At 41.2% G+C, this 26,483-nt stretch carries 23 protein-coding genes; 11 read left to right on the top strand and 12 right to left on the bottom strand.

Annotation, left to right across the window (positions count from 1 at the left end; genetic code table 11):
- Nucleotides 1-36: 36 nt before the first annotated feature.
- Both SLH46_RS03840 and SLH46_RS03835 read left to right on the top strand, forming a co-directional pair.
- Nucleotides 37-711, top strand: a complete 675-nt coding sequence (locus tag SLH46_RS03840; protein WP_320279831.1) for an HD domain-containing protein — start codon at nt 37-39, stop codon at nt 709-711.
- Nucleotides 712-774: 63 nt separating this feature from the next.
- A complete protein-coding gene (locus tag SLH46_RS03835; protein ID WP_320279830.1) occupies nt 775-1,164 on the top strand; it encodes a VOC family protein in 390 nt (129 codons plus the stop codon).
- A 2-nt stretch (nt 1,165-1,166) separates the two neighbouring features.
- Here the strand turns inward: SLH46_RS03835 and SLH46_RS03830 are convergent, their stop codons facing one another.
- The 10 genes from SLH46_RS03830 to gpmI form a co-directional block, all read right to left on the bottom strand.
- Nucleotides 1,167-1,499 carry a hypothetical protein gene (locus SLH46_RS03830; RefSeq protein WP_320279829.1) on the bottom strand — a complete coding sequence of 111 codons (333 nt, stop codon included), beginning with the start codon at nt 1,497-1,499 and terminating at the stop codon, nt 1,167-1,169.
- Between the two features lie 66 nt (nt 1,500-1,565).
- Complete coding sequence (locus SLH46_RS03825; protein ID WP_320279828.1) at nt 1,566-2,063, bottom strand: hypothetical protein; 498 nt, start codon at nt 2,061-2,063, stop codon at nt 1,566-1,568.
- 1 nt (nt 2,064) lies between these two features.
- Nucleotides 2,065-2,628 carry a hypothetical protein gene (locus tag SLH46_RS03820; RefSeq protein WP_320279827.1) on the bottom strand — a complete coding sequence of 188 codons (564 nt, stop codon included), beginning with the start codon at nt 2,626-2,628 and terminating at the stop codon, nt 2,065-2,067.
- Nucleotides 2,625-5,645 carry a carboxypeptidase-like regulatory domain-containing protein gene (locus SLH46_RS03815; protein ID WP_320279826.1) on the bottom strand — a complete coding sequence of 1,007 codons (3,021 nt, stop codon included), beginning with the start codon at nt 5,643-5,645 and terminating at the stop codon, nt 2,625-2,627. The genes SLH46_RS03820 and SLH46_RS03815 overlap by 4 nt, the downstream gene beginning before the upstream one ends.
- Before the next feature lie 2 nt (nt 5,646-5,647).
- The gene (locus tag SLH46_RS03810) at nt 5,648-6,451 is read right to left on the bottom strand and encodes a hypothetical protein (RefSeq protein ID WP_320279825.1); all 804 of its coding nucleotides are present in this window, start codon (nt 6,449-6,451) and stop codon (nt 5,648-5,650) included.
- Between the two features lie 40 nt (nt 6,452-6,491).
- Nucleotides 6,492-7,055 (bottom strand): hypothetical protein, encoded by a 564-nt coding sequence (locus SLH46_RS03805; protein ID WP_320279824.1) that lies wholly within the window; start codon nt 7,053-7,055, stop codon nt 6,492-6,494.
- Nucleotides 7,056-7,174: 119 nt separating this feature from the next.
- Nucleotides 7,175-7,744 carry a hypothetical protein gene (locus tag SLH46_RS03800; RefSeq protein WP_320279823.1) on the bottom strand — a complete coding sequence of 190 codons (570 nt, stop codon included), beginning with the start codon at nt 7,742-7,744 and terminating at the stop codon, nt 7,175-7,177.
- 509 nt (nt 7,745-8,253) lie between these two features.
- A complete protein-coding gene (locus tag SLH46_RS03795) occupies nt 8,254-8,811 on the bottom strand; it encodes a hypothetical protein (protein ID WP_320279822.1) in 558 nt (185 codons plus the stop codon).
- 248 nt (nt 8,812-9,059) lie between these two features.
- Nucleotides 9,060-9,635, bottom strand: a complete 576-nt coding sequence (locus SLH46_RS03790) for a DUF3109 family protein (RefSeq protein ID WP_320279821.1) — start codon at nt 9,633-9,635, stop codon at nt 9,060-9,062.
- 253 nt (nt 9,636-9,888) lie between these two features.
- Nucleotides 9,889-11,421 carry a 2,3-bisphosphoglycerate-independent phosphoglycerate mutase gene (gene gpmI, locus SLH46_RS03785; RefSeq protein WP_320279820.1) on the bottom strand — a complete coding sequence of 511 codons (1,533 nt, stop codon included), beginning with the start codon at nt 11,419-11,421 and terminating at the stop codon, nt 9,889-9,891.
- Between the two features lie 234 nt (nt 11,422-11,655).
- On the opposite strand from gpmI, the gene SLH46_RS03780 reads away from it, so the two are divergent.
- The 9 genes from SLH46_RS03780 (at nt 11,656) to SLH46_RS03740 (ending at nt 25,211) form a co-directional block, all read left to right on the top strand.
- Nucleotides 11,656-14,058, top strand: a complete 2,403-nt coding sequence (locus tag SLH46_RS03780) for a hybrid sensor histidine kinase/response regulator (RefSeq protein WP_320279819.1) — start codon at nt 11,656-11,658, stop codon at nt 14,056-14,058.
- Nucleotides 14,059-14,124: 66 nt separating this feature from the next.
- Nucleotides 14,125-15,402: an MFS transporter gene (locus SLH46_RS03775; protein ID WP_320279818.1), complete on the top strand. Its 1,278-nt coding sequence runs from the start codon at nt 14,125-14,127 to the stop codon at nt 15,400-15,402.
- A gap of 66 nt (nt 15,403-15,468) precedes the next feature.
- Nucleotides 15,469-16,815, top strand: coding sequence for a sigma-54-dependent transcriptional regulator (locus tag SLH46_RS03770; RefSeq protein ID WP_320279817.1), 1,347 nt, complete (start codon nt 15,469-15,471; stop codon nt 16,813-16,815).
- A gap of 733 nt (nt 16,816-17,548) precedes the next feature.
- A complete protein-coding gene (locus SLH46_RS03765; RefSeq protein WP_320279815.1) occupies nt 17,549-18,493 on the top strand; it encodes a Cbp1 family collagen-binding glycoprotein adhesin in 945 nt (314 codons plus the stop codon).
- Between the two features lie 131 nt (nt 18,494-18,624).
- Complete coding sequence (locus SLH46_RS03760) at nt 18,625-19,488, top strand: DUF4382 domain-containing protein (protein WP_320279814.1); 864 nt, start codon at nt 18,625-18,627, stop codon at nt 19,486-19,488.
- Nucleotides 19,489-19,880: 392 nt separating this feature from the next.
- Nucleotides 19,881-22,013 (top strand): TonB-dependent receptor, encoded by a 2,133-nt coding sequence (locus SLH46_RS03755; RefSeq protein WP_320279813.1) that lies wholly within the window; start codon nt 19,881-19,883, stop codon nt 22,011-22,013.
- Nucleotides 22,014-22,361: 348 nt separating this feature from the next.
- Nucleotides 22,362-23,000, top strand: a complete 639-nt coding sequence (locus SLH46_RS03750) for a hypothetical protein (RefSeq protein WP_320279812.1) — start codon at nt 22,362-22,364, stop codon at nt 22,998-23,000.
- A gap of 242 nt (nt 23,001-23,242) precedes the next feature.
- Nucleotides 23,243-24,283 carry a sensor histidine kinase gene (locus SLH46_RS03745; protein ID WP_320279811.1) on the top strand — a complete coding sequence of 347 codons (1,041 nt, stop codon included), beginning with the start codon at nt 23,243-23,245 and terminating at the stop codon, nt 24,281-24,283.
- A 160-nt stretch (nt 24,284-24,443) separates the two neighbouring features.
- Nucleotides 24,444-25,211 (top strand): LytR/AlgR family response regulator transcription factor, encoded by a 768-nt coding sequence (locus SLH46_RS03740; protein ID WP_320279810.1) that lies wholly within the window; start codon nt 24,444-24,446, stop codon nt 25,209-25,211.
- A 15-nt stretch (nt 25,212-25,226) separates the two neighbouring features.
- On the opposite strand, the gene SLH46_RS03735 is transcribed toward SLH46_RS03740, so the two are convergent.
- Nucleotides 25,227-25,745 (bottom strand): hypothetical protein, encoded by a 519-nt coding sequence (locus SLH46_RS03735; RefSeq protein ID WP_320279809.1) that lies wholly within the window; start codon nt 25,743-25,745, stop codon nt 25,227-25,229.
- 415 nt (nt 25,746-26,160) lie between these two features.
- On the bottom strand, nt 26,161-26,457 hold the full coding sequence (locus SLH46_RS03730; RefSeq protein WP_320279808.1) for a hypothetical protein: 297 nt from the start codon (nt 26,455-26,457) through the stop codon (nt 26,161-26,163).
- Nucleotides 26,458-26,483 lie beyond the last annotated feature (26 nt).

Raw genomic sequence — 26,483 nt, 5'->3', positions numbered from 1 at the left:
TATTAACGTTTTTTATGGTTTAAAACATTAGTTTTAATGACTAAAATTCGAATTATGGAGTCCAATATTCAACAAAAAGAGTTGATTTCAGCCACTGAACACTTTATAAAACAACACTTTGCTGCCGACAGCTCGGGGCACGACTGGTTCCATATCGACCGGGTGCGCAATATGGCGTTAAAACTTGCTGAAACAGAAGGGGGAAACCGCTATTTAATTGAAATGGCTGCCCTATTGCATGATCTCGATGATTGGAAATTAGGCAATGGAGAAAATTTTTCGAAAACCAAACAATGGTTTCAACAAATAAATATCGATTTAGCTGATGCCGAAAAGATTGAACAGATAATTAAGCAGGTATCATTTAAGGGAGCCGGCGTTGAAACCAGGGCCGAGAATATTGAAGCCAAAATTGTTCAGGATGCCGATCGGCTCGATGCAATTGGTGCCATTGGAATAGCCCGGACTTTTGCTTACGGCGGCAACAAACAACGCTTACTTTATGATCCTGAAATAGAACCAGAGCTACATAACAGTTTTGAGGAATACAAAAAAACTACGGCTCCAACCATCAATCATTTCTACGAAAAGTTACTTCTGCTAAAAGATCGTATGAACACAAAAACCGCAAAAGAAATAGCCGAAAAACGTCATGTTTTTATGGAAGATTATCTCGCACAATTTTTTTTAGAGTGGGGTTGTAAAAAATAAAAATTGGTATTGTTTTTTTAAGGATTGCTTTCGTAAATTTATAGAGCCTTAAAACAATTGTGTATGAAAGTAGAACATCTGGCCATTTGGACCTACAACCTGGAGGGAATGCGAAGTTTTTACATGCATTATTTCGATGCTTCGTCGGGCGAAGTCTACCACAATCACAGCCGCGAATACCGGTCGTATTTTCTTACTTTTGATGGAGACTGCCGTATTGAACTGATGGAAATGCCCGGTATTCCCAAATCGAAAGACAATCCGCTAAAACAGTTTACCGGACTTATTCATTTTGCCCTTAAAACGGGTTCGAAAAACAAAGTTAACGAGCTAACCGAAACACTTCGAAAGGATGGTTACAAGATTGTTAGTGAACCACGCACCACCGGCGACGGCTTTTACGAAAGTGTTTTTTTGGATCCGGACGGGAACCGCGTAGAAATCACAGCGTAATTTTATAATTCATCACCACATTCCCAAATCAGTATTGGCCGGTGTTTGTTTGCATCAAAATCGGCATGATCCACTGTAACGCCCCATTCCACAGGTGTTCCGTTGTAGTGATAAATTTCGCAGTCTGAGCATGACCAGTAATCACAATACAAGTGATAAAAATATTCTTCATTGTATGTCCAGCGCTGAACCCTGCAACCGTAACATTTGTCAGAGCTTTCCAATTCTGCCAATTGAGGTTTTAACCACTCAGGAATCAGTATCGGCTCCGGCTCGTGACTCTCGCAAGCAAACAAAGCAACAATAAAAACGAGTATATAGAACAGTTTTCGCATTTGATCGGTATTTTTTGAAGTTATTCGCGCCCGGTGTCACTTCGGAACACTTTTCAATCAATAAAGTTAATCATCATAAATGGTAAAAACCACATCTGTCTCAAAATCGTTAGCTCCCATGGTCAACGACAAATCTTTAAGTTGGAAAGCCAGCGGGATATTTGCAATCAAACCCATTCCCCTGAAAAAATAATTCGGAGTATCTGATATTTCAGCATATGAAGTTCCATCATGAATATTAGTCCCTCCTTTATTATCAGTGTTTTCGCCATTCCCTTCTCTTTTCACCTCCAGCTTAATTCCATCATTCCATTCAACATTTGATTTGTGTACATATATACGCCACTTTTCATTTTTCATGTCCCAATAATTGTTCGATTCAATAGAAAGTTGAACGCCCGAATTGGATGTAATTGTGCCTTCAATATCCTCACCTGCCTCGCTAATTACTAACTGCGTTTCGTTAAATGTAACCATTCCCGTTAGCGAAATCTGCAAACCCTGGGCTTGCGTAACCACAGCCGAACAGCAAAAAACTATTAATATCAGATATTTTCTAAGCATTCTAATTATCGGTTAAGGTGTAAAGAATTGTGCAATCGATTGATTCGTTTGCCGTTATCCTGTCCATCTCGCTAATGTCGATCTCAAAATTTAACCGGTGTCCGTTGCCAATTCCGTTTCCGGTGTAAGCGCTGCCGATTCCTGTAATTACCGGACGCGGATCACTGCCGATCATCACTCTCCCGGCAGAAACTCCGGTTTCGCCCGACCCGGTTCCCGTGTATTCATTCGCCTGAATGTATAAATCAAGTCCTGTCGGCAATTCAGCCCCTGTCACCTGTGCAACAATCGAACGGTTCTGACTGAATTTCCCCAGCGCCGACGAATAATTAATCCACAATTCCTGATCAACTGTCTGTTTCATCACCGGAGAACTTCCCGGTTCAGCAGCCGGCAAAAGCTCAAACTCGATAAAACCGTTGCCTGCAAATTCAATGTCAATAAGCGCCGCCTCCGGAATCCGAAAGCCAACACTCACCGATTCCTCATCGTATTGCGCGTGTACCATTTCGCACAACAACATCAAAAGAAATGTGGCTCCTATTACAAAATATTTATTCTTCATTCGTCCTGTTTAATTTGCTCATATTGCTGAACACTGTAGACCTTATCACCATCGATCACGACAATAAACAGTTTCCCAAATTTTGATTTCAGCCGGTTGTATTCTTTTTGTGCCACCTGCAAATCAGCAAACTGTCCAATGTAATATTTGTGTAAGTTATCAATTTGTTTTTCGAAATAAAACTGCTCATCCTTAAAAAACGAATCTCCAGCAGGCAGCTTCCGGCTAAAGGCACCCAGCTGAATACTATAATATGCTTTTTCGGTAGGCTGCACCTTTACCGGCTCCGCTTTTTTTGCTTTCAAATTTAAGCCCAATCCGGTTTTTAATTGCGAATTTCCGGCAGGTTTAAAAATAATGTTGTTCTTTTTGGTCGGCAACGTAATCTCAATTTCTTTAGTCTCTCCTTCACTTAACGAGTACTCATATTCAGGCTCTGCAAGTTTATACCCTTTCGGAACTGAGTTGGCATAAATCTTAACCACATACTTACCCGGTTTCAACAGCGGAAAATCAAAAGTTCCGTCATTCGCGGTTGTGACACGGTATTCGTCGAATGCCGACTTAATTTCGATAATAATGTTTCCAGGATTCACATTTTCATCGGCTGCTGCTTTTAGTTTTACCTCTTCCAGTAGAATTCGCCCTTTTAAAAGAGCACCTTTTAATACTCTTACATCAACATTGCTTATCTGATCTTCGAAAACAGCAACTTCCACCGGGTTGGGAATATTGGTCAATTCATCCAGGTTAAAACTGCTTTCGTCGATGGATAAGAGATGAGTTCCGGGCTGCACCATCTCAAAACTGTAATTCCCGTTTTTATCGGTAACCGCAGTATTATTCAGCAGCCTCACCCAAACGCCTTCAATCGGTTCACCATCGGTGTTTGTTATAACTCCCGACACCACTCCAGCTTTTATTATTTGTTTTAAAGGAATTCCAAATTTATAGGTGTATGTTGCCGAAAGCGTAAATTCAGCCTGCTCAAGTTCGGTTTTAAAAATGGTATAGAAACTTCGTAACGAGATGTTGTGATTATTCAAAAATTTGTAATTCAGGTTTAACTGCATCAGGTTGCGGTTTCTGTAATAATCGTCGATATCGTAAGCATTCTGCACATAAAAATTGGCATTAAAATTTTCGGTTATCCGGCTCGACAGCGACATCCCCGCAGTTAGATTCTGTTGTTTCCCCGAAACAAATTCGTTGATATTCGACCAACTTCCGAAAGCCCTGATGTAATGCCTCGAATTAAAATTATACGAGAAGTCGCCCATTCCGCGAAAACTATTCTGTTGGTTTTCGCCGGGATCGAGCAAAAAGTTGGTTGTTTTTCCCGCTTCCCCGGTAACACTGTACTGAAACCTGCTCCATTTTTGGCTAAACCGCAAATTTGCCGACCGGGTTTTATAATGAAATTTATTGTAGCTCAGCCTGTCTTTTCGCTCGTATTGACGCAAAAAAAGTTTAACCCGACTTTGTTCTCCTAACTTATAATCGATACTACTCTGGTAAGATTCGGTAATTGGCGCCGTAACAAAAAAAGTGTCGAGTTGCGCATTCGAAAAATCGCGTCGCCCATATAAACTCACTCCCAATTTTTCGGTTATACGTGCCGAAATATTTCCGGAATAAAACTTTGAATTATTGTAATATCCGGGGTAGTTTTTCCCGGTATTAAAATAATTACCCGAGACATTAAAAATAGAAAAGCGGGAACTCAAGTTTACACGGTAGGCATTGTCTGACTCGTCGTTAAAATAGCCGCGCGAAAGTTCCAACCCAATATTGGTACCTTCAAAAGGAGCAAATTCAGATAAAAAACTGAAGAGCTGCGTCCGTTCATTCAATCCTTCAAATTGTTTCGACACATAATAAATCTCGGCCTTGTTCTTCGGATTAAAACTGTAGCCTAAAACTCCGCCCATTTCGTTTTTTATTTCTTCGTAAAACCGGGGTTCTACATACAAGAATCCCAATTCGAGACCGTTATTCAGCATCACTTTACTTTCCACTCCCAAACCGTAGCGCGAAGATTCGGTAAGCGGCGTGAACATAAAATTCTTTTGCCCGCCAAAAAGCAATAAATTCTGATTTTGGTACGAGAGATAATACTGGTCGTACAAACCCAGGTAGCTTAAATCGGTGTTGTTTGGCCCACGAGCCATAAACTCCAGCTGATGTTTTCCATCTACATCCAGTGCACCGTGCCCGTACAACTGAAACTGATAGGTGGATTCAAACTGATCATTTTTATCAACCGACAGATACGAACCGGAAAAGGTTACGGGAAATCGGAAGTACAGATCTTTCTTTACGTTCTTCGAGGGAAAAATCTGTGACCAGTTATTTACATTTTCTAAAACCTTATTCCCCGATTTTACCCGAATTGAAAAGTACTCGCGCACGCTGGACGTATAATCTTCGGCGGTTGGTTTCACCACCGTAATCACTTTTGATTCACCGGCCTCAATTTTCACCTCTTCACTATCATCAACCTGGCAATTCTGCGCTTCGATAAAATAACTCTTTGTTGTATTCCCCAAATTTTGCAGAATATAAGTGGCACGAATTTCTTCGCCGGCATAAACATAATCGGGGATTTCAATCTTCTGAACCGATACCTTTTCTATCTCCTGAACGTGAACAATAGCCGAGTCGCGCTGAAGCAGAGAACCATTTTCATCGAGAAACCTGGCAAACACCTGGTAGTCGCCAACCGCGTATGCTGCCGGAACCTGCATCGACAAAATCAGAAACTGTTTTTCCGAAGGTTTTAATTGAATCGAGGAAGGAGGTGTAACCAGTTTCCACCCTTCCGGAAAACTATAATCCGGCTGAATCTCAATGTTCTGCTCTGATTTATTCTGAATAAAAAAAGGAAGGTTACAAACTTTTCCGGGATCGGTTGCTGCGTGTTTTTTTACAAAAGTTGTTTGCAACAACTGCTGGGACAGAAGCTCAAAAGGCAATAGCAGGAAAAACAGGAAGATCAGCTTTATCCCCAAACGCATAATTATAACTCTAGTGTTATATTCGTTCCAAAGATATTATCCTCGTCGCAGTCGGCGATTAACACCGCAGCATATTCTCCGGGCTTTACACCCTCTAATGGAAGTTTTAACAAAATTGATGTGGTTGGATATGTTTTCCTGCGCTCTGCTTTAAACACACCTATAGACTCACCATCAGCATTAAAAATCTCAAGATTTAATTCGGGCTTTAAAATACGCTCACCTGTATTTTCAATGGCAACATTTAAAACCTGTGTTTTATTTTCGCCCGGTGTTAACTCCAGACCAAGAAATTGCAAGTCGCGTTTACCTGTGTTTCCAATGTTGGTAATTACCTGCACCGCATAACGAATGGCCGTGTGAATTTTCATTCCGGCGGAAGCAACCGTATCTTGCGGTTCAATACCTTCAACCATAATTACACTCCAATACGTTCCCTTTAGCGTATCGATGCCAGGAACGGTAACTTCAAAATCAATCATCGCCGTTTCGTCGGGCTGAAGTGTAAGTAAAGTCGGGCTCGATTTTATCCAGGCAGCATTCGACCGGGCAAGCGTACCTGCCTCATCGTGGCGGCTTTCGCCCGAAAACGAATACCAGTAATCCTTTTGATATACTTTTATGCTTCGTGGTTCGGTTCCAGAATTCTGCACCTGAATTCCTCCGCGGTAACTTTCACCTGCTTCGGCTGAATTTTCATGCGTCAAACCATTTAAGATAACAATATTGGCAAAACCTTTTGCCACGGTTATCAACATGAAAAAGAAAAATAAAACTGAAAAGCCGATCAACTTTTGAAATGACATAACGGTTGAATATAAGTTTCGGCTAAAAATAATAAGAAAATTAATTGTCGTCGGTTAATGTATACATTATTTGAAGCGATGTGGTGTTTTCCGACAAAAGCGCGTATTGATCAGATTCATCGTCGAGCTCAACTTTATAGCTGATTAAATGGCCATTCTGAATTCCACGCCCGGTGTAACAACTTCCAATATTTGAAATGACATCTACAGTTCCGTTTTTCAGCGTCACCCACGGCACCGGCTCGCCAAGCTGTCCTTTTCCGGCACCCCTGTTTTCCGATGCCATAACTTTCACCACAACTCCCTGAGGAATATCGCCCACCACGGACGCAGTAACTTTTCTTCTCTGATTTGCTTTTACAATCGATGAATAATTGATCCAGATTCCTGATTGTTCCTTCTGCTGAATTTCTATTTGCTGTCCGGCATAACGAGGTTGCACCGCCTCAAAATTTACAGCGTCGCCATTTTCCGACTGAAGACTCAACAAAGCAACTTCGTCAACATCAATTTTCAAGGCATGTTTTGTACTCTCCTGGGCACTAACAGCAACGTGAAAAGTGATAAAAAAAAGAAAACATGATATTGCGTCCAACAACTTCATGTTTTAAAACTACGCTGAATAAAGTAGAAATCAAATAGCTGAGAACAAAATCAGCAAAAAAAAGCGAGCAAATCAGAAATTTGCCCGCTCCCTTATTTTTTATCTTTCTCTTTTTCCTACTAATCTGAAATCGTATAAGTTACAGTTAAATTGTGATCACCGGCTACCAAGTCCTGGTAATTGTCTTCGTCTGCCGAAATACTGTAAACCAACGAGTGTCCCGAACCTTCGCCAGAACCGGTATAACAAGTTTCGATTCCACTTACTACCTGAACACCGCCTGTAGTCAGTGCTTTAGTATAACCTGTTCCTGTTGTTCCGTTTTTTCCTTGTGCAGCTGCAGCGCTAACTGCTACTTCAATGATCAGTCCGTCAGGAAGATTTGAGATTTCAGCAGAAATAGTATTGCTACTACCACTTGATACAACTGATGAATAGTTCAACCACAAAGCACTTTCGCTTGTCTGGCTGAACGTTACTTTATCTCCTGCCACCTCAGCTGCAACTGCTTCAAATACCACGTCAGTTGAAGAAGATCCAGCTAAAGCTATCATTGCGTGTGTTGGTATAGTTATATTTAATCCGTGAGATGCAACTTTCTCGCTTTCGCCTTCAGGCTTTTTTGCCTTGGCGATAGTTGCTACTCCGAAAATCAAAATCGCTGCTAATAAAAATGTTACTTTTTTCATGATGTTGTGTTGTTATTTGTTCTTATTATTTCTTCAAAAAGCTTTTGTATCCTTTAGGGTCGGATACGCTTTCTAATAAGCAATCGAAATGCCAAAACACGCCAAACTTTGATTTTCAATACATTAGACACTGTGCCAAAAACACCACCAGTCTATATATGGGACATTGTTCTGTCATTTGGGACTCGAGACATTTTTTGGGACACGCAAGAAAGCTCTTTCAAAAAAGCAAAAAACACTACCTCAACCCGGAACTTCACTCCCAAAAAAAACTCTTAATAAAGCCACCGTTCAACCTCCTCCAGCTACACCATTACCTCACTCCTTTGCTGTTATATTTATCCTCAAAACGTCTTCTTACAAAAAGCACCTCTGCCTCATCAATAACACAAGGATCTCTCCCCCATAAAAACAAACCGGATACGCTGCTGCATACCCGGTAAAACACAAAAAAAGGCAAGCCTCTCAGCTCGCCCCTGTCCCTATTTTTTATCTTTCTTTTTTTCCTACTAATCTGTAATTGTATAAGTCACTGTCAAGTTGTGATCTCCGGCTACCAAGTCCTGGTAATTGTCTTCGTCTGCCGAAATACTGTAAACCAACGAGTGTCCCAAACTTTCACCTGAACCGGTATAACAAGTCCCAATTCCACTAACCACTTCAACACCGCCCGAAGTCAATGCTTTTGTGTAACCTGTCCCTGTCATTCCGTTTTTTCCATCTGCGGCTGCGGCGCTAACTGCTACCTCAATGATAAGTCCGTCAGGAAGATTTGAAATCTCAGCAGAAATAGTATTACTACTTCCACTTGATACAATTGATGAATAGTTCAACCACAAGGCACTTTCGCTTGTCTGTACAAAAGTTACTTTATCTCCTGCCACTTCGGCTGCAACTGCTTCAAATTCTAAGTCAGTTGATGAAGATCCTGCCAATGCAATCATTGCGTGTGTTGGTATAGTAATGTTTAAACCGTGAGATGCAACCGTCTTACTCTCCTGTGCTTTGGCAATAGTTGCTACTCCGAAAATCAAAATCGCTGCTAATAAAAATGTTACTTTTTTCATGATGTTGTGTTGTTATTTGTTTCTTATTATTTCTTCAAAAAGCTATTGTATCCTTAGGGCCGGATACGCTTTTATAAAAACAATCGAAATGCCAAAATACGCCAATTGCTGATTTTCTGCCACTTAAGGACTGTGCCAAAAATTTCTACAGTCTCTCAACGGGACATATTTTCACCATCTGGGACACGGAGCGTATTTTGGGACACCTAAAAAGTAATAAGTTAAATATAGATTTACAGCGCCAGAACCTATTTCTCCGATAGAAGATAGTCGGCTGCAATTTCGAGTTCTTTGTACCACTCGGCGCCATATTTTGCCGTTAGCGGTTCTTTAAGAAATTTATAGAGCGGAAGTTTTTCAGATGCACCACACTGACGACCGGGCTTACAGATATCAAGCTCCTGGTAGTTTACAGCGTCAAAACGTTTGTATTCGGTTATTCGAATAGGGAATAAATGACACGACAAAGGCTTACGGAATTTGGTCTTTCCATCAAAATGCGCTTTCTCAATGGCACATTTTAAAATACCCTGCTTGTTATAATAAGAATAAACACACTGACGGTCGTTAACAAGCGGTGTTACCAGATCGCCATCGCTATCGATAACCGAGTAGCCTTGTTTTTCCACCTCGTGCTTGTGATTTTCGGGGAGCAAATCTTCATAAGTGTGATATTCTTCTTCAATAAGAATAGCTTCTTCATCCGTAAGCGGAGCGCCTGAGTCGCCTTCAATACAACAGGCACCTTTGCATTTTAGAATATCACAAAGGAAATGTTTCTCAAAAACATCACGACTTACTATGGCACGACCAATTTCTATCACCTCTTTTAAATTTATCAGTTTGCAAATATAAAGAGTCTGTTTAAAATTTATCCATTTATTCTATTACTCATCTTTTTCACTTATCCTGCCGCAAAATCTCCTTAAATAACTGCGGCTATTCTCGTCAATTTTGCATTGTCTAAGTAAAAAATCCTTCATAATATCTCTAAAAAACAAAGTTTAAACAAACTCTAAAAAAACAAACCTTACTTGTCCTGCAAGTAAGGTTTGAGATATTATCTAATGTATATTCTTATTTCTTAATAAGATTTTTTCCTGTCATTTCCGCAGGAACTTCAAGTCCCATGTCGGCCAACAAGGTTGGAGCAACATCAGCTAAAATACCGTTCTCCAGCGTTACGCCTTCTTTTTCTGTTACAAAAATACAAGGAACCGGATTTAACGAGTGAGCAGTATTTTCCGATCCGTCAGCGTTAACTGCATTGTCAGCATTACCGTGGTCGGCAATGATCATGATATCGTAACCACCTTTTTGAGCAGCAGTAACAACATCTTTTGCACAAGCGTCAACGGCTTGAACTGCTTTGTAAACCGCTTCGTAAACACCGGTGTGTCCAACCATATCGCCGTTGGCAAAGTTCAGACAAACAAAGTCAGCTTCACCGTTTTCCAGTTTCGGGACAATTGCATCTCTCACTTCAGGAGCCGACATTTCCGGCTGATGATCGTAAGTAGGAACTTTTGGCGAAGGAATTAAAATACGGCTTTCACCTTCGAATTCTGCTTCGCGGCCACCGCTAAAGAAGAAAGTTACGTGAGCGTACTTTTCAGTTTCAGCAATACGAATTTGTTTTTTACCTGCCTTTTCAACTATCTCTCCCATTGTATTGGTAACATTCTCTTTTTCGAAGATCACGTTAATACCTTTAAAATCGGCTTTGTAAGTCGTCATGGTGTACCACTGCAGATTCATTTTATGCATGTCGAATTCGTGCTTATCCTCTTGCGTAAATGCAATAGTTGTCTGACGCAAACGGTCGGTACGGAAGTTAAAGCAGATCACCACATCTTCGTCTTCGATTTTTGCCAGTGGCTCGCCAGCCTCGTCAACCATTACAATTGGCTTCAGGAATTCGTCTGTTACACCGGCATCGTATGAAGCTTTCATCGAAGCAAGAATGTCGGTAGATGCTTCACCTTTTCCTTTAGTGTACAAATCGTAAGCTAATTTCAAACGATCGTAATTATTATCGCGGTCCATACCATAGTAACGACCAATCAACGAAGCAAATTTCCCAACAGTTCCGTCAAGTGCTTTCAGGTCATTTTCAAGAAATCCGTAACCTGAACGAGGGTCAGTATCACGACCATCAGTTAAACCATGAATGAAAACATCTTCCAGTCCCATATCGGTAGCAATCTGACAAAGCGCTACCATGTGCGAACTTAAAGCATGAACTCCACCAGGGCCAATCAAACCAATCAGGTGAACTTTCTTATTATTGTCTTTTGCGTAGTTGTACGCTTTCAAAATCTGCGGATGCTGCCACAACGACTTGTCTTTAATGGCACGCGTAATTTTTACCATGTCCTGGTACAAAACACGTCCGGCACCAATGTTAAGGTGACCTACCTCTGAGTTACCCATCTGTCCGTCGGGCAAACCAACATGCTCGCCACTTGCCAACAATTGCGAGTGTGGGTATTTTTCCATCAACGAATCAATAAAAGGAGTTGGAGCAGTTGCTACAATGTCACTTTTCGATCCATCACCGATTCCCCATCCATCGAGAATCATCAATAAAGTCTTCTGATTATCAGCCATTATATTCTGTTTTTATTAAATAACAATTTTAGAACGGACAAAAATATCCTTTTTAAATTCATTAAGGAAATAACTGCCAATATGTTCAGGCGGATTTAACAATCTTTTGGAATTAATTGAGCTTATTAATTTAATTTTGCACAGTGCGCTTTGCGAAACTTTGTTCACTACTAATTCTTTCGCACGTGCAACTTCTAAAGCCTGTATCCGTTTTAGTTGTGAAGTAGATTTTTTATGAAACGAGTAAAAATTGAAATACCGGTTATTCTGCTTACCATCGTGATCATCTCTCTGTTGGGATTTTCGGGAAACTTTGTGTATAAAAGTTTGTCGGAAATCGTGAATTCTATGCTATCAGAATCGAAACCCGACAATACGCTTATCCTGGTTAAAGATGTGGCCTTGGAGCTGAACGAAACCGAAAATATGGTAAAACTTTATTCGTTGAGCAACAATAACGATTACCTCGACAATTACAGAAGTGTAAACGAATCGCTCGACACAAAATTTGAAGAATTACAATCCATTTACAACATTGACAGCACCCGGCAAATGCTGATCGATTCGGTGCTGATTCTGGCCCAGCAAAAAGTGGTGGTTTGGGAAAAAATACTGAACCTTCACCTCTCTCGGGGAAACGAACACGAAGCATTTAACCAGTACGTTGAAACGCTCGATACCGTTTTAAGCGTGCAGGACACCATTCATTTTGAAGAGCCTGAGCAAAGAGGCTTTTTTAAACGTGTTTTTGGTAAAAAGCAGGAGCCGCCAACACCTGTTATTGTCGACAGAACAGTTGAAAAACAGCGTTTGCAACAAGAAATTCAATCGCTGGAAAAAGAACTGAAGCAACGCAACCAGCGGATGAGTTCGGCCGAAGCGGTTTATATGCGTAAGAATTTTGAAATCAGCGAAAGTCTTTCGACGATCATAACTGCGCTGGAGCGGCAGGAAGAAGAAAGTTTTCTGCGGCAATCACAGGAAGCAGAACTGCTGGCAAACGAAACTTACGAGCGTCTGTCGTACTTTGCACTGTCGGTGCTTTTATTGCTTCTTTTGGTACTGATCCTATTTTTCCGCGACCTGCGAAAATCGCGCTCCCACCAGAAAGTGCTTCGGAAAGCAAAAACTCATGCCGAAAACCTGGCGCGCACAAAAGAGTTGTTTGTTGCCACCGTGAGTCACGAAATGCGTACGCCTGTTAATGCCATTTACGGCCTGAGCGAACAGTTGCTGCAAAAACATCACGACGAAAAAACGCAGGAAGACCTGCGAGTGATCTTCGACTCCACCAAACATTTGGCCGAACTGGTTAACGACACTTTCGATTTTTCGCGATTGGAAAAACAAAATATTCAGTTAATACCTGTTCATTTTGCGCTGGACGAGCTTTTACACAAGATTGAGTTGTACAACAAATCGAGCGTAGAAGCTAAAAACATCAGTTTTCATATTGAGAATTCTGTAAAAAACGATCTTGTTCTTTTTGGCGACGAAGGCCGGCTAAAACAGATTTTAAATAATCTGGTAACCAACGCGGTGAAATTCACCGACGAGGGAGAAGTAAAACTGGCGGTTACCGCCAAAGAGCAGAAAAAGCAAATCCTTCTCGATTTCGAAATCTCAGACACAGGAATTGGCATTCCGAAAGAAAGTCAGGAACGTATTTTTGAGGATTTTGTACAGCTGGATACCGACATCAATAAAAAAGCGGGTGGTACAGGTTTGGGACTGTACATTGTAAAAAAACTGGTCGATTTACTAGATGGTAAAATCACCGTTGAAAGCGAAGTGAATAAAGGAACGCACTTTTTTGTTTCCATTCCCCTTCAAAAAGGAGATAGCACTAAGATTCAGCAAACATTTAGAAGTTTCGACACACCTGAAGTACTGAAAGGCCAAACTGTTCTAATTGTAGACGACGAAGCTTTTAACCGCCACTTGCTAAAAAGCATTTTAAACAAATGGAAGGTTGATTTTGACGAAGCAGAAAACGGACAGGAAGCCGTTGAACTGGCTGCAAAAAATAACTACGTCCTCATTCTGATGGATATTCGGATGCCGGTGATGGATGGCATTGAAGCTGCACGCACCATTAAACAGACCGGACACAAAGCGAGGATCATTTCGTTGTCTGCAAATTCAGATTCTACAAATCAAAGTGAAAAAAATGTGTTCGACAGTGCCTTAAAAAAACCTTTTGATGAAGCTTCATTGTACAACATTATTTGCAATACGGTGGATGAAAAGCCGGCACAGGTAAATTCGAAACAGGAAGCAAAATTGCTGTATCAACCCGACCTTACCGAACTAAAAAGGATGGGAAATGACGACCCCGGATTCCTGAAAGAAATGATCGACCTGTTCCTGAAAACCAGTGAAGCCAGCATGCAGTCGATCGATAAAAACCTGGGTGACCAGAATTACGAAGCCATTGCAGAACTGGCGCACAAACTGGCATCTCCGGTAAAATACATGAATGTTACCGGGGTTTACAACACCATTAAAGAGTTGGAGCAGCTTGCAAAAAATGGCAACGGTGGAACAGTTATCGAAGAAAAAGCTGCTCAGTTGCATACCGGAATTGAAGCGCTAAACAAAGAACTGGAAACACTTCTCAACGAAAAGTTCGAATAAATTAATTTTCCCAATCCGGGCATATTCAATACATTTGTTTCTACAGAAAACCAAATCCGAAATTATATGCACGATAAACAAGTTACAATACCGGGATGGCTGCGCTGGGTAGCACTGGTAGCCGTTAGTCTCACTATGTTTGGAAGCTACTACATGTACGACAGTGTAGCATATGTAGCTAAAGATTTTATTGAGCTACTGGGTTTTAGCCAAACGAACATCGGACAATTGTACACCATGTACAGTATTGCGGCCGTAATCGTTTTGTTTTTTAGCGGCGTTTTTATCGATAAATACGGCACACGTGTTTCAATGATATTGTTTGGGGCGATTTGTAGTTTGGCCGGTTTTGTTACCGCTTTTAGCGACAATTTATATGTCATTCTGATCGGCCGTTTCATTTTGGGATTTGGTAGCGAACCTTTAATTGTTGCTTTAACTGTTGCATTGGCAAAATGGTTTAAAGGAAAAGAACTGGGTTTTGCACTGGGAATGAACCTGCTTATCGGGCGTGCAGGGTCTTATTTTGTAGACCGTTCGAATACATGGGCCAGTTCGATTTATGATATGGGATGGCAGCCAGTGTTATACCTTGCCGCCGGAATTGGACTACTCTGCTTCTTCGGTGGTGTAATCTATTATTTTATTGAAAAATGGACACAAAAAAGATATGTGCTTGGCGAAGCAGAAGAAACCGAAAAACTCGATTTTAAAGGACTATTTAAATACAGTCCTTCGTTTTGGTTTGTGGTAATTCTTTGTCTCACATTCTATTCGGCCATCTTCCCATTCCGTGGATTTGCGCCAACGTTTTACCAGGACGCTCATGGCGTAACAGAACAAATGGCTGGTAAACTCAATAGCGTTCTAATTATGGCAACCATGTTTGCCACTCCGTTAATCGGTTTATTGATCGACAAAATCGGACGTCGTGCGCTAATGATGTTTATCGGATCAATAATTATACTTCCCGTTTATTTGATGTTCGCCTACGGAAACATGTCGTTGTACATCCCGGTTACTTTAATGGGAATTTCATTTTCGCTGATACCTGCAGTAATGTGGCCTTCGGTAGCTTATATTGTTGAAGAAAGCAAACTGGGAACCGCTTACGCGTTAATGACTCTTTTGCAACAGGTCGGTGTAGCAGCAATGGCCTGGTTAATTGGTGTAACCAACGACGTTTCGGGAGCATCGGCAACGAATCCGGGAGGATATATTCCCGGAATGTGGATATTCAGTATCCTTGGATTTGTTGGCTTACTATTCAGCTTTCTCTTACGCCGTGCAGAAAAAGGACCGAAAGGACATGGCCTTGAGGAACCAAGCGGAAGTAAAGAATAATTTTAGGCAAACAATACAAAACAATATATTGAGTTTAGAATAGCGGATAATTGAAAGTACCGAAGAATGGAAGTTAAGAACATTAAAATATTTGTTGTTGAGGATGATGAATGGTACCGCCGTTTGCTGGTGCATAATCTTTCGCTGAATCCGGATTATGAAATAAAAGCTTTCGGAACCGGGAAAGAATGTCTGAACAACCTGCACGAACTTCCCGATGTTATTACGCTGGATTACCGCTTGCCCGACATGAAGGGTCTTGAGGTATTAAAGCAGATAAAAGCGATTAACGAGGATATTCAGGTAATTCTCATTTCGGAACAGGACGACATTGAGGTGGTTGTTGATCTGCTCAAGCATGGCGCTTACGATTACATTGTTAAGTCGAAAGACATTCGCGAGCGCTTGCTAAATACCGTCAATAATATTGGCAAGGAAGTAAAACTGAAAGACGAGATCCGCTCGCTACGACAAGAAGTTAAACAAAAATACAGTTACGACAATACCATTGTTGGAAACAGTCCGGCCACGCAAAAAATTTACAACCTGATTGAAAAAGCCACCCGTACCAATGTAACAGTTTCCATTAGTGGCGAAACGGGTACCGGAAAAGAACTGGTTGCCAAAGCCATTCATTACAATTCGTCGCGAGCCAAACAACCTTTTGTTCCGGTAAATATGGCTGCCATACCAACCGAATTGATTGAAAGTGAACTTTTTGGTCACGAAAAAGGCGCCTTTACAGGAGCTGCATCACGACGAATAGGGAAATTTGAAGAGGCACATTCGGGTACTTTGTTTTTGGATGAAATTGCCGAGATGGATATTTCGTTGCAGGCAAAACTTCTGCGTGCTTTACAGGAAAAAGAGATCATCCGGATTGGAAGCAACAAAGCAGTAAAAATTGATTGCCGCATCATAATTGCCACCAACAAAAACCTGTTGGAAGAGGTAAAAAAAGGCAACTTCCGACAAGACCTTTATTATCGTTTTTACGGACTGCCCATCGATCTCCCTCCACTTCGCGACAGGGGAAATGACGTTATCGTTCTGGCAAAAAGTTTTATCCATGAATTTTGCAAAGAGAACAAACTGGAGCAAAAACTTCTATCACCTTCTGCCAGCAAAAAATTACTGGCCTACCCTTTCCCTGGAAATGTGCGTGAGTTAAAATCGGTAATAGAGTTGGCAGCAACCCTCGCCGACGAAAAAGAAATTACCGCTGACCATTTATTGCTTGATGACGCAGAAAACATTGAAAGTTTACTGACCGAACAATTAACGCTGCGTGAATACAACCTGCGTTTGGTAAAACGAATGCTCGAGAAATACGATAACAAACCCAAAGTAGTTGCCGACAAACTCGATATTGGCGTTGCTACCATTTATCGTATGCTAAAAGAAGATCAATAATCTCATGGAATGTTTTAAGTGATCCTTCCCAAAATCTATCATCAGCACCATAAAATAAATGATGTAATTGTCTTTCCAGACGGGAAATACTTTTTCCTATAGCTGAAAAAGTATTCAAAAAAGCCACCGCTGACGATAAAAAGCTAAAAATAAATTCCTTTCACTAAAATCAAGAAACTCCTCCTTTTAGCTCTTCGTTCCTCAGAGCTAACGAGCGTCAAACAGACTTGATTTCTATACGCTCTCTTCATTTATTTTCTTAACGCCTTTTATCGAAGGCGGACCTGAAGGCATCTCTTGTGCGGGCTCTTCAAAAATCCCTGCCTACCGGCAGGCAGGCGTCAGTCGGGCTAACCCGTCACATTGAAAAAACGCAAAGGTTATTTTTTGACAAGATTTTTGGTTCCTTTTCTTCGATTGGAAAAGGAACTGCCCGTCTGGCATGAAGACAAAGGCAACCAAATGGTTGAACATTAAGATTAGAGAGATCTGTTACATCTTGGCTAAAACATGGGGACCCGAATCAATATGCAATATCATCCGGTTCCAATAAATTGCAATTTTATTGTGTGAGAAATTCACTGAAAACTGCTAAGATAGATTATCAAATTGATATTCCACTATCATATTGATAGTGATATCGCTTTTTACCCATTTTGTAATCCCCTTATTTCTAGCTCCTTCCTAGTTTTAAAATTTAATGGCACAGCAATTGGCTATTAAGAGGCAGATTATGCAAAAAACTAAAGAGGAGGAAATAATCATGAAAATTAATCGAAAAATACAAGGAGCTGTTAGCATCGTTTTAGTAGTAGTTCTGGTAATTGCTGCTTTGGTTGGTATTTCAACCTACACCGAAAAAACAAACGAGATTAATGAATTGCATATGCAATATGCCGGTATAAACCAGGATTTGCAGGAGCGCGATTCGATGGTAAACGAACTGGTAAGTGCTTTTGATGAAATTGAGCAAAACCTGAAATTTGTAAAAGAGAAACGCCAGGTATTATCGGTTGAATCGAAACAAGAAGGAAATTACGACAGGAAACAGGCCGTTATCGAGGATATTACTCTGATGAATGAAATGCTTGAAAAAAGCAGTGAGCACATTGCCCAACTCGAGCGCAAGCTGAAAAACTCAGGTTTCGAGATCAGTTCATTCAAAAAGAAAATTGCTGCACTAAATAAAAGTATCGATGAGCAAAACACTCAAATAGTTGCACTGCAACAGCAGATTGAGGAACGCGATATTATGCTGGCAGATATGTCGCAAACAATCGACACGATGCAAATCGTTCTTCAGGCAAAACAAGATACTTTACTACAACAGCAACAGCTGATCGACGAAAAAATTTACCAGCTAAACAAAGGTTTTGTTGCCTACGGAACATTTAAAGAGCTGGAAGAACATAACGTTCTAACAAAGGGTGGTGGTTTCCTTGGATTAGGAAAACAGGTAAAACTGAAAAGAAATATGGATCAGGATTACTTTACCGAGCTTGATATTCACGATACAAAAAGTATCCCATTGTTCTCGAACACAGCCACAATAATTTCAGAACATCCTGACAGTTCATACTCATTCGTAGAACAAGACGGAGTGGTTGCTTACCTGAACATCGATAACCCCGATGAATTCTGGAAGATCTCGAAATACGCAGTGATAGAAATTAAATGATATAGGTTTGCTGAAAGCAGAGGCGCGGGCAACAGAGGTTGTTCCCTTCTGCTTTCATTTTAAAACAACAACGCCCCAGAACGGTAACTGAAAACAAACAAATTTTATAAGAAAGCACAAACGAAAAAAACATGAAGGAATTTGGATTAGCACTAATTGTATTCGTATTTGGAATTTTTTTAATGGTATCATGCAACGACGACAGCGAAACAACAACGTTTGCTGAAGGAAACGGAAAAGTGAACGTGTATCTTACCGATGCACCTTTCCCGATCGGGCTGGTGTCTCAAACAATCGTTACAATTGACAAAGTTGAGATTCGGAAACAGGAAAACGATACAACAGAAGCATCGTTTATTACAATTTTGGAAGAGCCATTTGAGGTTGACCTCTTGACGCTTGCGAATGGTATTACTGAACAACTGGCATCAATTGAACTGGAAGCAGGAACATACGACATGATGCGAATGCATGTGAACGAATCGACAGTTATACTAACTAACGGAACTGAATTTGAATTGAAAATACCAAGTGGTTCAAGCAGTGGTTTAAAAATTAAAATTGAACCTGCTTTAACCATCAATAGCGGAGAAACCGCAGATGTATTGCTCGATTTTGATGTAAGCAAGTCGTTTGTTGCCAAAGGAAACTGGCAAGGTGGAAAATTAAACGGTTTCAACTTTAAACCCGTTGTTCGTTGTGTGTTGCTCGACCGCGCCGGAAGAATTGAAGGAATGGTAAGCGACACTTCAAACGTAGCATTAGAAAACTCATCGGTTAAACTATGGATGGAACTAAACGATGTGGATGCTGACAGTTTATTAACCAGTGCGTTTACCGACGAAATGGGACAATATAAATTGATTGGTATTCCTGAAGGACAATATTATATGACTGCCGAAATCGACAGTTTTATTACCGATACGATTTGGAATGTGGATGTATTAAAAGGAGAGTCAACCCAGATTGACTTTGTGTTGACCCCTGAACTTTAATGGTTGCAAGAGTGAGGATCATACTGTATCAATCAGTTTGGTTAAGCTTAGTGGTTTTCAAGTATGGGCTGTCCGTTTTTCGGACAGCCTTTTTTCATGCAATTTCCTTCTGATAATAAAAAGAAAGTTCACACAGAGATCGCAAAGTTATTCGCAAAGCACACAAAGCAAATTATCGCTACTGCTAAACCTTTGCGAACTTCGCGTTTCTTCATCTCTTTGCGTGAAACGATAATTCTATCCTCTCATTCTTATTGCTCCCCCTGTGTAATAAGAATACATTTTTATTTCCTTACAATTCATCCCACCAATTCCACAGTTCGGTAAAGCAAATTTCATGACTTGATGTTTTCGCCGGAATTTTGAAACGGAAAACAAAACGAAAACAAGTCATGAGAACAATTTTAACATTAAGCATCCTTTTTCTTTCTGTTCTTGCTTATGCGCAGGTAACCATTTCCGGAAAAGTAATTACCAAAAACGGCGAGCCCATTCCGGGAGTGAATATTTACATTGAAAACACTTACGACGGAGCCAGCTCAGATGGCGACGGAAATTTTAGCTTCGAAACATCAGAAACCGGAGAACAAACACTTGTAGCTTCTTTTATTGGCTACAAAACCTGGAACCGGATTATCGATCTGCAAAGCAATGTGGTTGTACAGATAGATTTACAGGAAAGCGTAAACAGCATTGATGCGGTTACCATTACGGCAGGAAGTTTTGCCGCCGATGATGAATCGCGGGCTTCGGTAATGAAATCGCTGGATGTGTACACTACGCCAAGTGCCAACGGCGATGTGATGGCAGCCATTCGTACCATGCCGGGCACACAGGCTTCTGCCGACGACGGACGTTTACTTGTGCGCGGTGGCGATGCGTATGAGACTTCAACCTACATCGACGGACTGGTTGCATCAAAACCGTACTACTCAAAAACACCCGATGTGGCTACCCGTGGACGATTCGCACCTTCATTATTCAACGGTGTACAATTTAACACCGGTGGTTACTCCGCTGAATACGGACAGGCACTTTCTTCGGTTTTGGTGTTAAAATCCACCGACCTTCCTGAAGCTGATAACACCGGCATTTCGTTAATGACCATTGGCGCTGAAGCGAACCGCACCAAGCGCTGGGAAAATACCTCGCTGAATGTTTCGGGAGGTTATACCAACCTAAGTTTGTACGATAAGGTTTTTAAAAGTAATGTGGACTGGGAAAAACCTGTTGAATCGGTAAACGGAACCGCAGTTTTTCGCCATAAAACAAGTTCAAGCGGTATGTTTAAAGCCTACGTGACTACTGATTATGGTAACCTCGCCTACCGTGTTCCGGCAGGTAATGAGGGAGAAACCATGAAAATCAGCAACAACGGTACAACCGTTTACTCCAACCTTTCGTACCGCGACTGTTTTTCGGAGAAATCATGCTACCGTATTGGAGTTTCTTCGACTTATCAGGATAACAAACTTGGCCTGGGAGCCGACGATGTAAACACTAAAGAACTCAACATCGAATCGCGCTTTGCCGTCGTTCACGATCTTTCAGAAGGCGTAAAATTAACCTGGGGAGCGAACGAAACTTACAACAAATACGATCAGGATTATATTGAGAATGAAGGCTCAACATACAATGGTTCTTGTGAAGATCATTTGTTGGGTGCTTTTATTGAGCCGGAAATCAAATTCACAAAAAACTTTGGTGTCCGTCCTGGATTACGCACCGAATATTCGTCGGTAATAAATAAATGGAACGTAGCTCCACGTTTTGCCCTGGCACTAAAAACCGGAGAAAAAGCGCAACTGGCCGGAGCATGGGGATTATATCATCAAACACCACAAGCCGACTACCTGAAAATAAACACCAACCTGGATTTTGAGCGGGCCATGCATTATATTCTCAGCTACCAGTTTGGCGACAACTCAGAACGTTTGTTCCGCACCGAAGCTTACTACAAAAAATACAGCGACCTCATCACATATTCGGTTGGAGAAAACGGATTACCTGAAAATCTCCAAAACGATGGAAAGGGTTATGCCGCAGGTTTCGATATCTTTTGGCGCGATCAGAAGAGTATAAAAGGATTCGATTACTGGGTAACTTATTCGTACATCGATACCAAACGAAAATACCAGTACTATCCAGAAAAAGCCACACCTTACTTTATCTCCGACCACAATTTTTCGGTAGTGGGAAAATATTGGGTGAATAAAATCAACACGCAGTTTGGCGCTTCATTCACGGCTGCCAGCGGACGTCCGTTTAATGATCCTAACTCATCGAAATTCAACAGTGAACGCACTAAAATGTATTCCGACCTGAGTCTGAATATGAGTCATGTCTTTTACATTGGCAATCAATATTCGGTGCTGTACTGCTCGGTAAATAATGTGTTGGGAAATGACAATGTGCTGAGCTACCGCCCAACAAATGTTGCTGATGCCCAGGGCAACTATTCACTTGTTCCGGTAAAACGCGACCTGAAACGTTTTGTGTTTATTGGTCTGTTCCTGAATTTTTAGAAAAAGTCCTATCCCGTATTTGTTTACCACCTCCCATCCCGACGAGTCGCGATGTACTCCTCCGAGCAAGAGGAGAAACATCTGCAATTCAATTTAAATTCGGAAGTAATTATCACGCTTATAGCGTTAAAATTTCCCCTCCTCTCAGGAGGGGGAACCGCGTTTACAGCGGTGGGGTGGTCTAAAATAGGGTGTTTGATTGCTTATAAAACCGAGAATTAGACAACACTTACAATTCATCCCAAAAAAACAACAGTTCGGTAAGGAAGAATTTCAAAAATGCCCATTTCAGCGGAACTTTGAATCAGCAAATAAATCAAACAGTAATAATCATTAAAACTCAAAATCATGAAAACAATTATCACCATTCTTCTCGTAGCAATTTCAACTGCCGCCTTTTCTTCGAAGTACGAAGAAACCATGAAAACAAACATCGATAAATTGTATCAATTGCACACTTCTGTGGAACTGCAGGCATTAGCTAACCAGTTTGAGCGAATCGGCAATGCCGAAAAAGACAAATGGCTGCCGAATTATTACGCAGCATATTGTTTTATCCGTTCTACCTTTTTCGATGAAATGGATGCTGATGCCAAACATGTACAGTTGGACAAAGCGCAGGCTTTGGTGGATCAGCTGATGAAAACCAACGACGACGAATCAGAGATCTATGCTTTGCAGGCTTTGTTGTATCAGATCCGCATTACCGACATGAGCAAAGGCGCCAAGTATTCGATGAAAGCTGCCGATGCCATTAAACAGGCAGAACGTTTAAATCCGCAGAATCCACGGGTATATTACCTGCGCGGAAGCAATACTTTCCATACGCCCAAGTTTTTTGGTGGCGGTGCCGATAAAGCAAAACCAGACCTGGAAAAAGCTGCCGAAATGTTTGAATCAGTTCAGCATACCGATCCGCTAATGCCAACATGGGGAAATGTTCATAACAAGCAGTTGCTTCGCCAGTGTGAAGAGCAGGCTGAATGAGATTCCTCTCATTGTAAGGTTGAAACCAAAGGGAAAAACACCCCCCGTTTCAACCTTGCTCCGCTCAGCGGAGTCTGCGGCCTCAACTGTCCCCCAATTGGGGGACGGCTGGAGCCGGAAACTTCGAAGAAGTCCCGGAGAAAGCCGGGGGGTAAAGCCTGTTTTTTCCAATAATCTGCTTATCTTCAACTCATTCTAATTTTACGATCTTGAAAACTCAAAAATCAAATAAAACAATCTACATGCGTAAGCGCGTAATCATTAACTGGCTGGTTGCCATTGTTGTTTCCATTCTTATTGGCATGATTACAACCGTTTTAATGGGTGGTTCCTTAAACGTTCCCTTTATGCAGTTTGTGTGGAACGCGGGTTATTCCTTAAGTCTCGGACTTCCGTTGTTTGCCAACGGCTACCTTTTCGGCTGGTTCGAAAAACGTTATATCGACTGGGTAAATCGTCCGGTTACAAGTGTTATTCGTGCATTGCTGATGCATTTTGTGTATTCCAGTTTTGTCATCTGGACCGTCAACTGGTTCTGGTTTATTCAGGTAATGGGTCGCGACTGGGCCTCATTTATGGAATATAACAGCGGAACCATTATTTCCGAGTATATAATTTTTGTCATTATTGCGTCGATTATTTATGCCATTTCGTTTTTTAAAGCCTGGCGCACCGAGGTACGACAAAAGGAAGAGGTGAAACGCGAATCGCTGGCGCTGCAATACAAAGTGCTACAAGATCAGATCAATCCGCATTTTCTTTTTAACAGTCTGAATGTACTGGGAAGCCTCATCGATATTGATGTGGAAAAGGCGAAACAGTTTACGCGCGAACTTTCGAAATTTTACCGCGACGTGCTTCAATTTAAAGACCTCGATATTATATCGCTGAAAGAAGAAATCGATTTTGTGACCAAATACATTTACCTGCAGCAAATTCGTTTTGGCGAAGCGCTCCAGGTGGATATTATTGCCAACGAAAAGGTGGAAGGGAAAGTTATTCCGCTGTCGGTGCAGGCGTTGGTGGAGAATGCGATCAAACACAACGAAATATCAAAAGCTAATCCATTAAAGATTGTGGTGGCTATTTCCGACGATTATGAGCTGGTTGTTGAGAATAACCTTCAGCCAAAAACACAGACGGAAGACAGCAGCAAAACAGGCTTAAAAAACCTGGCCGGACGTTATGAATACCTTACCGGAAAACAAATGATCGTTTCGAAGAACGGCGGTTACTTCCGCGTTAGTGTTCCGTTGATAAGGGTTGAAGGACTGAGGGACTGAAGGATAGAATGCATGAATAATAATGAAGAAAGTTTTCAGTCGAAGTCGCAGTTAACAGGCAGTCATCCTGAGCTAAGTCGAAGGATAGACGGATTGAATGCAGAAATGCTTTAATAAAAAACTCGCAACTTGAGCTCGTGACTCGTAACTTGAAGAAAAAATGAAAATACTAATAGTAGAAGACGAACCATTGGCAGCGGCACAACTGGCTGCTCATATTTCTGCCTTGCAACCGGAAGCACAGATCCTGGCGGTGTGCGATACCATAAAAGCTACGGTTGAATGGTTACAAAATAACGAAGCGCCTGAGCTGGCGTTTTTTGATATTCAGCTGGGCGACGGACTGAGTTTTGAAATATTTGAACAGACCAACTTTGGCCAGCCCGTAATTTTTACCACCGCTTACGACGATTATGCCATTCGTGCGTTTAAAGTGAACAGCGTGGATTATTTATTAAAACCCATCGAACGTTCGGAACTTAAAAAGGCACTCGATAAGTTTCAGCAGTTGGCCAAACCGGCAACATCTTCTTTTACTCCCGATATTCTGCACGAGGTGGTGGCCTCGTTGAAAAAGAAAAATTACAAGGAGCGTTTTTTGGTGAAAGTGGGTACGCACCTTCGCGTAATTGAAACCACCGAAGTGCTTTACTTTTACAGTTTTGAGAAAGGTACTTACGCCAAACTTTCGGATGGGAAAGATTACTTGCTCGACCAGAGTCTGGAACTGGTGGAAGCAATGGTTGATCCGAATGTGTTTTTCCGTATTAACCGCAAATACCTGGTAGCTTTAAAAAGTATCAGCGATGTTATTGCTTACAGTAACTCCCGTTTAAAACTAAAGGTGCAACATCCCAACGACGATGATTTCCTGGTGGCCCGCGAAAAAGTGAAAAATTTTAAGAGCTGGCTTGAAGGTGGTGTCTAGTTTTCTCTTTAACCTCTAATTCGCCCTATCCGATACCTCTCTGATTAGATTTATCTTAACGGTTTTTTCCAATAAAACAATGGGGATATTTAGCAGGTCGATGGAATAAAAAAAGCGCTGATTATCCGACGGAAGGTGATATAATATGGCAACTTCAGAAGTATTCCACGATCGTGAAGCAAGAATTTCATCATTGGCATCATAAAAGGTGAACAGGAGCTTATCGTAGTTCCGGTTTTTGGTCTCAATTTCTTTCCATACATACGATTCTTTGGCGATAAATTCAAGATGCAAGGACTGATAACCGTAGCCATATGCGTAACCATAACCACTGTAACTTTCCATATTTGATCTATGCTCAGCCTTTTTCTCTGCACGCTGAATAATAAACTGATCGGTAGCTTTTAAATCTACGGTGTCGGAAACGATTTTATAATTGGTGGGAATCCCACCTAGTGTTTCTGTTAAACTTTGTGCTTTCCCGGAAAATACGAAACATTGCAGTAGTACGACCAGGCAGATAATTGTTTTCATGGTTTGTAAATTTGATGTTCGACAAATGGTTACAATACTAATTATATTGTAAACCTGCCAAGGCAAGAATTATACCACGATTCTATGTTTTCCTTTGTGCTTGGGCATTCGGCAACCTTGCTTCATCAGTATTCTCTATGGAATTGTCTTGCTGCTATTTGGAATATCTATGATTCCTTAAGGAATTATGTCTCGGAAATCGTGCTGAGGCTTTCGGCAAGCTTGCTTTATCAATATTCTCTATGGAATTACCTTTCGGATGTTTGGAATCCCTATGATTCTCGTTGGAATTGTCCTTCGGCGATGGTGCTTTATGGTTATTCGCTGCCTCACGATTCTATCGTGTGGTTTTAGCTATTCTTTTACTACGCGAAAGGATTCGCGCGGGAGTTGTGGTTTGTGGACTACTGTTTTTTCAAGAAACAGTCACATTAATTTCTTTTTCCTTTGCATTACTGTTGGTATCCCAGTCTTTATAACCGATTTTTATTGTGCCGATTCCTTTGGTATGCGCTTTAATAAAAAAGATACTTTCGAAAGCACCTTCCTGTTCCGGGTATTTTGTTTGAAGCAAGGTAAGGTTTTGCGGTAACTCAATAAAAGCTTCAAGATTTAAATGCGGCGGTACAACTGCAACTCTGAAGTTTTCAAGGGTAAATTCGCTGCCTACTTTTAGCGTAATTTCATCGGTATTTTCAGTCAGGAAATTCATTGTTTACAATTTTGAAATTGAATTGA

Origin of the sequence: Draconibacterium sp. IB214405, from assembly GCF_033963885.1 — a bacterium.
Lineage (GTDB): Bacteria > Bacteroidota > Bacteroidia > Bacteroidales > Prolixibacteraceae > Draconibacterium.
The sequence above is the reverse complement of the archived record's forward strand: the minus strand, read 5'-3'. Positions and strand labels throughout refer to the sequence as shown.

Coding starts and splice junctions, on each gene's coding strand:
- SLH46_RS03765 (WP_320279815.1), top strand. CDS start 17,549: ATGCAAAAAACTAAAGAGGAGGAAATAATCATGAAAATTAATCGAAAA.
- SLH46_RS03840 (WP_320279831.1), top strand. CDS start 37: ATGACTAAAATTCGAATTATGGAGTCCAATATTCAACAAAAAGAGTTG.
- SLH46_RS03810 (WP_320279825.1), bottom strand. CDS start 6,451: ATGTCATTTCAAAAGTTGATCGGCTTTTCAGTTTTATTTTTCTTTTTC.
- SLH46_RS03830 (WP_320279829.1), bottom strand. CDS start 1,499: ATGCGAAAACTGTTCTATATACTCGTTTTTATTGTTGCTTTGTTTGCT.
- SLH46_RS03730 (WP_320279808.1), bottom strand. CDS start 26,457: ATGAATTTCCTGACTGAAAATACCGATGAAATTACGCTAAAAGTAGGC.
- SLH46_RS03760 (WP_320279814.1), top strand. CDS start 18,625: ATGAAGGAATTTGGATTAGCACTAATTGTATTCGTATTTGGAATTTTT.
- SLH46_RS03835 (WP_320279830.1), top strand. CDS start 775: ATGAAAGTAGAACATCTGGCCATTTGGACCTACAACCTGGAGGGAATG.
- SLH46_RS03745 (WP_320279811.1), top strand. CDS start 23,243: ATGCGTAAGCGCGTAATCATTAACTGGCTGGTTGCCATTGTTGTTTCC.
- gpmI (WP_320279820.1), bottom strand. CDS start 11,421: ATGGCTGATAATCAGAAGACTTTATTGATGATTCTCGATGGATGGGGA.
- SLH46_RS03795 (WP_320279822.1), bottom strand. CDS start 8,811: ATGAAAAAAGTAACATTTTTATTAGCAGCGATTTTGATTTTCGGAGTA.
- SLH46_RS03775 (WP_320279818.1), top strand. CDS start 14,125: ATGCACGATAAACAAGTTACAATACCGGGATGGCTGCGCTGGGTAGCA.
- SLH46_RS03815 (WP_320279826.1), bottom strand. CDS start 5,645: ATGCGTTTGGGGATAAAGCTGATCTTCCTGTTTTTCCTGCTATTGCCT.
- SLH46_RS03755 (WP_320279813.1), top strand. CDS start 19,881: ATGAGAACAATTTTAACATTAAGCATCCTTTTTCTTTCTGTTCTTGCT.
- SLH46_RS03740 (WP_320279810.1), top strand. CDS start 24,444: ATGAAAATACTAATAGTAGAAGACGAACCATTGGCAGCGGCACAACTG.
- SLH46_RS03780 (WP_320279819.1), top strand. CDS start 11,656: ATGAAACGAGTAAAAATTGAAATACCGGTTATTCTGCTTACCATCGTG.
- SLH46_RS03735 (WP_320279809.1), bottom strand. CDS start 25,745: ATGAAAACAATTATCTGCCTGGTCGTACTACTGCAATGTTTCGTATTT.
- SLH46_RS03750 (WP_320279812.1), top strand. CDS start 22,362: ATGAAAACAATTATCACCATTCTTCTCGTAGCAATTTCAACTGCCGCC.
- SLH46_RS03820 (WP_320279827.1), bottom strand. CDS start 2,628: ATGAAGAATAAATATTTTGTAATAGGAGCCACATTTCTTTTGATGTTG.
- SLH46_RS03800 (WP_320279823.1), bottom strand. CDS start 7,744: ATGAAAAAAGTAACATTTTTATTAGCAGCGATTTTGATTTTCGGAGTA.
- SLH46_RS03825 (WP_320279828.1), bottom strand. CDS start 2,063: ATGCTTAGAAAATATCTGATATTAATAGTTTTTTGCTGTTCGGCTGTG.
- SLH46_RS03805 (WP_320279824.1), bottom strand. CDS start 7,055: ATGAAGTTGTTGGACGCAATATCATGTTTTCTTTTTTTTATCACTTTT.
- SLH46_RS03770 (WP_320279817.1), top strand. CDS start 15,469: ATGGAAGTTAAGAACATTAAAATATTTGTTGTTGAGGATGATGAATGG.